7 protein-coding genes are annotated in these 6,869 nt (G+C 60.6%); all 7 read right to left on the bottom strand.

Annotated elements, in window-relative coordinates:
• The coding region (locus tag B4E36_RS12445) for a DnaB-like helicase N-terminal domain-containing protein (protein WP_345900406.1) at window positions 1–527 on the bottom strand (527 nt) is incomplete at its 3' end.
• Window positions 528–888: 361 nt separating this feature from the next.
• The gene (gene rplI / locus B4E36_RS12440) at window positions 889–1,515 is read right to left on the bottom strand and encodes a 50S ribosomal protein L9 (protein WP_292057444.1); all 627 of its coding nucleotides are present in this window, start codon (window positions 1,513–1,515) and stop codon (window positions 889–891) included.
• Window positions 1,506–2,492: a DUF2232 domain-containing protein gene (locus B4E36_RS12435; RefSeq protein WP_345900405.1), complete on the bottom strand. Its 987-nt coding sequence runs from the start codon at window positions 2,490–2,492 to the stop codon at window positions 1,506–1,508. The genes rplI and B4E36_RS12435 overlap by 10 nt, the downstream gene beginning before the upstream one ends.
• A 362-nt stretch (window positions 2,493–2,854) precedes the next feature.
• Window positions 2,855–3,103, bottom strand: coding sequence for a 30S ribosomal protein S18 (gene rpsR / locus B4E36_RS12430; RefSeq protein WP_018062978.1), 249 nt, complete (start codon window positions 3,101–3,103; stop codon window positions 2,855–2,857).
• A gap of 29 nt (window positions 3,104–3,132) precedes the next feature.
• Window positions 3,133–3,573: a 30S ribosomal protein S6 gene (rpsF, locus tag B4E36_RS12425; RefSeq protein WP_292057438.1), complete on the bottom strand. Its 441-nt coding sequence runs from the start codon at window positions 3,571–3,573 to the stop codon at window positions 3,133–3,135.
• Between the two features lie 1,401 nt (window positions 3,574–4,974).
• Window positions 4,975–5,730 (bottom strand): siderophore-interacting protein, encoded by a 756-nt coding sequence (locus B4E36_RS12420; protein WP_292057437.1) that lies wholly within the window; start codon window positions 5,728–5,730, stop codon window positions 4,975–4,977.
• A 51-nt stretch (window positions 5,731–5,781) separates the two neighbouring features.
• Complete coding sequence (locus B4E36_RS12415; RefSeq protein WP_292057436.1) at window positions 5,782–6,702, bottom strand: calcium/sodium antiporter; 921 nt, start codon at window positions 6,700–6,702, stop codon at window positions 5,782–5,784.
• Between the last annotated feature and the right edge of the window lie 167 nt (window positions 6,703–6,869).

Below are 6,869 nucleotides of genomic sequence, written 5' to 3'. Positions count from 1 at the left end.
ACGGCGTTCTCGAAGGTCTGGAACCCGCCCTCGTAGCGGCCGGTCTCGGCGAGCGCGAACAGCTTGCGCTCGGTCTCCTCGATCTGTTCGGACGGCGGCATGTCGATCGGCGCGTCATAGGCGGTGTTGACCACGTCCTCGCCGATCTCGATCAACTGGCGGCGGATCGCCAGATCGTAGATCGTGCGGCCGTAATCCTCGGCATTGATGATGGTCACGGCTTCCGCCGCAAGGCGCGCCAGATATTGCGCCACCGTCAGGTCGCCGACCTTGACGTTTGCCGGCAGGTGGGTCTTGAGCGTGATCGTGTTGGCGATCTTGTCCATGCGGATCGTATCGCCGGCGAGCTCGTAGATCTTGCGGTGGAGCGGCTCGTAGAAATGCTCGGGCTTCAGAAAGTCCGAAACCCGGTAGAAGGCCGAGTTGTTGACCAGGATCGCGCCCAGAAGCGCCTGCTCGACTTCCAGATTGTTCGGCGCTTCGCGTTGCGGTGCGGCGGCTTGGAAGGATGGCGCAAGATCGTTCATGGTGACTTTCCGGAGGTTGGGTGACCCAAGCATAGACGAATGAAGGCGGAGTTGAAGGCCCGACGTGGTTCTCAACACCAATTCACAGGTCATGAAAATAAACGTCGTCTTTCAGCGCCGCAGCCTTGACATGATTCGTCGTCGGCAATCGACGAAAATGATACACCCGCAGGCCGGAAAACGAAAAACCCGGCCTTTCGCAAGACCGGGTCGGTATTCTCACTGGACCGCCCATCAGCGTGTCATGCTCGGGCTTGACCCGAGCATCCAGGCCACACGGAAAACGCGGCCTGGACCCTCGGGTCAAGCCCGAGGGTGACGCCCCAAGTGTGGGGCGAGCCAAGCGGCAAGGCCAAATGCCTTACTTGTCTTCGTCTTCGCCGGCTTCCTCGGAAGCTTCCGGGGCTTCTTCGGTTTCATCGTCCAGATCGTAATCGGCATCCGGGTTGAAGAAGTCTTCGGGGCGCAGCGCGTCCTCGTCGACGCCGTAGATCGCGTCGGCGGAGGTGAGGTCTTCACCCTTGGCCTGGCGCTCGGCTTCTTCCTTGGTGCGGGCGACGTTCAGCTCGATGGTGATCTCGACTTCGGCGTGCAGGTGCAGTTCGACATTGTGCAGGCCGACGGTCTTGATCGGCGTGTGGAGCACGACCTGGTTGCGGCCGACATTGAAGCCTTCCGCGGCGAGGATTTCAACGACGTCGCGGGCTGCAACCGAACCGTAGAGCTGGCCGGTTTCGCCGGCGGCGCGCACGGCGATGAAGGACTTGCCTTCCAGCACGTCGGCAACCTTCTGGGCTTCGTTCTTGCGCTCGAGGTTGCGGGCTTCAAGCACCGCGCGCTCGGCCTCGAAACGGGCCTTGTTGGCGGCGTTGGCGCGCAGCGCACGGCCGGTCGGCAGCAGGTAATTACGCGCATAGCCATCGCGAACCTTTACGGTTTCGCCCATCTGGCCAAGCTTGGCGATGCGTTCAAGCAGGATTACGTCCATGGTTCATTCCTTTCATCATCATCATTTTTGGTGGGCGCGCCCGGTGAAAGAGCGATCGCCCGACGCGTGTCGAGAAGGCCCATGGTGATGAATACCAGGGCCGGGAAGGTGAAGATCAGCGAGAGGTAGGAGAGAATGATCACCGGCACGGCCCAGCTCTTGCCGCGGGCGGCAAGATGCATGCGGGCAAGGCCGGCAAGCAGGAACCCGCCGCCAAAGGCGCCGAGGCAGGCAGCCCCGATCAGTCCGATCGTGCCGCCGAAGAAGGTCGCGACGAGGGCCGCCAGAAACACGAAGATCGCATTCGTGTTCATGCGCAGCGCTACGGCCACATCCTCGCGCGGACGGTTGGAAAGCCCGGATGCGATGGCGATGCGGCTGGCGAAATGGAAGGCGACGAACAGCAGGATCACCGAGGTCGCGCCCTGCACCATCGGCAGCAGCAGGGTGAACATGCTCTTGAATTGCGCGATCACCGCCGCGTCGCCGGCCAGTTCGGGGTTTTCGGCGGTCAGCGCCGCGGCGAAGGCGTCGATGATCTGGCCGGTGGTCTCCGGGCCGTAGCCCGCGACCGCGCCGACGACGATCAGCGCCAGCGTGACGGCGGCGCAGAGATGCATCATGATGTCGGCGAGCGGGTACCAGGCCATCTGGCCTTCCGGGCCGCCGATCTCGGTGGCCGGGCGGGCGAGATTGCCGAGATGGCTGAGCCAGCCGGCGGGGATCAGCGTGACGGCGAGCGTATAGAGCGCGAAGAAGGGCGAGGCGAGCGCGAGACCCAGTGCGCCGGCAACCACGATGCCGACGATCGCGGGCACGAGCCCATAGCCGAGGCCGGCAATCAGGATGGGAAGGGCGGAGGCGGCGGCAAGCAGCGTCGAAAACAGCACGGTCACGCCGGCGGCATAGGCGAGCGCAAAGGCTGCCACGCCGGAAAGCGCACCGATCAGCAATGTTCTTGCGTTAAGCGTCTTCATCTCGCTGTCCTGCCGTTCAAGCAGTTAGGGAAAGCCTCGTTTCCCAACCTGGGTTCAGTTTTTCGGCTGCTGCGCGCCCACCGCGCCGGAGCCGTCTTGGAGGTTGCCCTCCAGTTTCGCCGCCTTCCGTTCAATCTCCCCCCTTGAGGGGGAGATGTCGCGAAAGCGACAGAGAGGGGTGAACCCTTGCCGGATTTCCGGCAAAGCCCGCCTCCCTCTCATGCGTCATGCTCGGGCTTGACCCGAGCATCCATGCCAAACCCGCCTGGATCCTCGGGTCAAGCCCGAGGATGACACGGAGCATGTGGCGGGCGGGGAGCATTGAAGCGGACCCCGCCCGCCAAAACCTTAAAGCCTGAACCTTACGAAACGACGTAGGGCAGAAGGCCGAGGAAGCGGGCGCGCTTGATGGCGCGGGCCAGTTCACGCTGCTTCTTCTGGCTGACGGCGGTGATGCGCGAAGGCACGATCTTGCCGCGTTCGGAAATGTAACGCTGCAGCAGACGCACGTCCTTGTAGTCGATCTTCGGAGCGTTGGCGCCGGAGAACGGGCAGGTCTTGCGACGGCGGTTGAACGGGCGACGCGTCGGGATAGAAGCGATGGCTACCATTTTCTTGATCCTTTATCTCGTAAACGCGATTAGAAGCGCGGGCGGCGTTCGCCGCGGTCGCCGCCACGGTCCCCGCGATCGCGGTCGCCGCCACGGTTGTCACGGCCGCCTTCGCGTCCGCCGTCACGGCGGGGACGGTCGTCGCGGTCGCGCTTCTGCATCATCGCCGACGGGCCTTCCTCGTGCTCCTCGACCTTGATGGTCATGTAGCGCAGGATGTCTTCATTGATGCGCATCTGGCGTTCCATCTCGTGGATCGCGGCAGCCGGCGCATCGATGTCCATCAGCGCGTAATGCGCCTTGCGGTTCTTCTTGATGCGGTAGGTGAGGGACTTCAGGCCCCAGTTTTCGATACGGCCGACCTTGCCGCCGTTTTCCTCGATCAGTCCCTTGTACTGTTCGACGATGGCGTCAACCTGCTGGGCCGTGATGTCCTGGCGGGCCAGGAACACGTGTTCGTAAAGTGCCATTGATATCTTGCCTTTCTTGCGTTTCCAGGACCCGGACTTCGGCGGCTAAGCCTCAACGACTGCTCCTGAGGGGAAACCCCGGCAAGAAAAGCGTTAGACGAGACGGTCGAGAGCGGCGACACGGGAGGCAGGCGCTTTTACCGCGCCAGGCATTTCCGCCTCAGCGAAAACAGCCCTCCGTTCAGCCACCAGCCTGAAGACCGGACCTTTGGATGAGCGGCTTATACGGATTTTCGGGCGGAATGCAAGGGGTGGGGGCTGATGGTGGAGGGGAGGCAGCTTTGCGCGCCCCATTTTGGTTGTTAAAGGGGCCCCGAACAGGTCTTGAAAGCAGACGAATACAAAAACTGATCGCCAAATTTTTATGTTGTCGCGCGTCGTGTTCGAACGGCGCAAAACTCGGGCACCGGCGGTCTCCAGAAAATCTGGGCGGTTCACTACATGCGTTCTGCTTTTTATTTCGATACCCCGTCATCCAGACCAACAAGTCGAGCGATTTCATCTCGAACACAGTGTCTTGAGCGTTTGCGAATGTGATGTAGGCCAAACAAATTCTGCCAATCTTCGTTGGCCATATTAGCCGAAGCCCAGAAAACTGAAAAAAAGGGAAACGATAGAAAAAATCCAATTACGATACCAAAATATATATAATTTTCGTTGTCAAAAAAACTATCAAAAAACCATAACGGTATTATATAGCAAAATGAAAAAACAAAAATGCTAATAACAGCCAAAGGTATACTTGACCATATTCCAAATTTAGCATTATACTGAATATTTTTCATAATTAAAATTCTGCTTATTCTCATAAATGCCATCTTTTTTAAAATGTATCCGCCCATATATATTAAACCGACGCTTCATTGTTGAGAGTAAAGTTCATAATAAGAACACGATTCTAAGAAGAATATACCACCTTCAAGCGAATTTCACGATCCTGATTGTCAGTTCCTCAACAGGTTTTGACGAGACCAGCGAGCCGTGCTGAGTCGCAAGGGATATCTTTGTATAATACCTGCAAGCAACAGACGATGCTTTGATAGGTCACGGCCATTTGGGAAGCCCCCAAAACTGGCTTTCAATACCGATAGCACACCTGAAGGGACGAAGCCTGTGCCGCTAGTGAGAGCCTGAACGCCGTATCCGTGAGTTTAGAGTGCGACATTGAGAGGCAGACCTGGGCCGGATGTTTCAACAGAAGAATTTGTCGATGATGGCGGCTAATTCATTGTCCCACTCTACGAGCAGCCATTCCGCTGACGGCCCCGGTTGTGCCATCTCTGGCAACGGAACAGACATTGATTTTATGCGAGCATCACGACCAAGCCTCTCCCAAAGAGGACATATCATTGCCTTGCGATACTGACGATCCCTGCAAAGCTCGCGTCAGAGCGGCTTCTCTCAACCCGCCACCGTCTCCGCATCAGCCCGCTTCACCACCCGATGCTGATCCTCACCAAGCCCCTGTTTCCAGTAGCTGGAGATATAAAGTTGGTCTGGCCCGAGGCCGCGGTCCTGCCTGAGATACGCCCGCACACGGCGCATGGTTTCGAATTCGGCGGCGCACCAGCCGTAGACGCGGCCGTTTCGCCAGGGGAGCGCGCGGACGAAGGTTTCGAATTTTTGCGGGTGATGGCCGGGTTCGGGGTTGATGAGCCAGTGCAGGGTGACGCCATCGGGGTGGGGGAGGTCCTGGCGGTCCGCTTCGCTCTGGATCTCGATCACCGCGTCGCCGACGGCATCGGCGGGCAGCGCCTCCAGATTGACGGCGATGGCGGGGAGCGCGGTCATGTCGCCGAGGACGAGATACCAGTCGGCGCCGGGCGCAAGCGGCTTGGCCGGCCCCGGTCCGCCGACGGTAATCGTCTCGCCGGGCTTTACGGTCTGCGCCCATGACACGGCCGGTCCGCCGCCGCCGTGATCGCCGTGGAGCGCGAAATCGATGTCGAGGGCGTCGGCGGTCTGGCGGCGGATCGTGTAGGTGCGCACAAGCGGCTTTTCATCCGGGCCGGGCAGCATCAGCTTCACATAGCCGCCGTCCTGCTGAAGGGGAAACTCTGCCATGGCCGGCCCGCCAAGGGTGACGCGGTGCATGTTCGGGGTGATTTGCGCCGTTGAGATGACCTCAAAGCGCTTCGGTTCTGGTCTTTTGTTCATCGCTTTAATATGACTATTTTAGTCCAGTTTGACAATATCCCCGCGCGAGACCTATACCAGCGCCCAGATATACGCCGCATAGGCCGCCAGCATCGCAGCCCCCGTCGCCCGGAGGAATTTCGGGGCGAAGAATAGCATCAGGGCGAAGAACACCGTCGCGGCCAGCATCACCGGCACGTCGAATGTGGCGAAGCCCTCCGGCACGGGCAGCGGCGCGATCACGGCGGTGGCGCCGATGATGCACAGCACGTTGAAGATGCAGGAGCCGGTGACATTGCCGATCGCGACATCGGAATGGCGTTTCGTGGCGGCAACGACGGCGGTGGCGAGCTCCGGCAGGCTGGTGCCGAGCGCGACGACCGTCAGCCCCACCACCGCGTCCGAAACGCCGTAATGGGCGGCAAGCTCGGTCGCGCCGCGGATCAGCAGTTCCGCGCCGACCATCAGCAGGACGAGCCCCGCGACGATCAGCACCGTCATCTTCCAGACCGGCATCGCGCCGTCCGCCGGCAGCTCCGGCTTCGTTTCCGAGGCGACGGCGAAGCGGTAGGTTCGGAAGAGGAACAGCGCGAGCAGCGCCAAAAGCACGAGGCCCGCCACCCGCCCGATCACATCATATTGCACCAGAAACAGCAGGAAGACGGAGGCGCTCGTCATGGCGATGGCATCGCGGCGCACATTCCTGTCCCAGCCGGAAATCGGGAAGATCACCGCCGCGGCGCCGACGATCAGCAGGATATTGGCGATGTTGGAGCCGACCACATTGCCGAGCGCGATGCCCGGCGCGCCGGTGAGCGCCGCGCGGACGGAAACCAGAAGCTCCGGCAGCGAGGTGCCGAAGCCGACGATCACCAGCGAGGCCACCAGCGGCGAGATCCCCATCCGCCGCGCGGTCGCAACCGCGCCTGAAACCAGCCATTCCGCCCCGAAGTAAAGCCCGACCAGGCCAAGCGCGATATAAAGAAAATCCAATGCAAGTCCCCATTCTGGCCGGGCGTCTCCGGCATTCGGATGGGATATGGGGGCTTGTGCGCAAGAGACAATGCGTCGGGGCGGAAATTGGGCGCGAGAAGTGCCGCGATCTGGGCGAAAGTGCTGCGCACCGCGCCGCAGCCATCAATCTCCCCCCTTGAGGGGGA

It is taken from the genome of Martelella sp. UBA3392, assembly GCF_002358775.1.
Classification (GTDB): Bacteria; Pseudomonadota; Alphaproteobacteria; order Rhizobiales; family Rhizobiaceae; genus Martelella; species Martelella mediterranea.
This window is presented reverse-complemented; position numbering and strand designations above follow the sequence as displayed.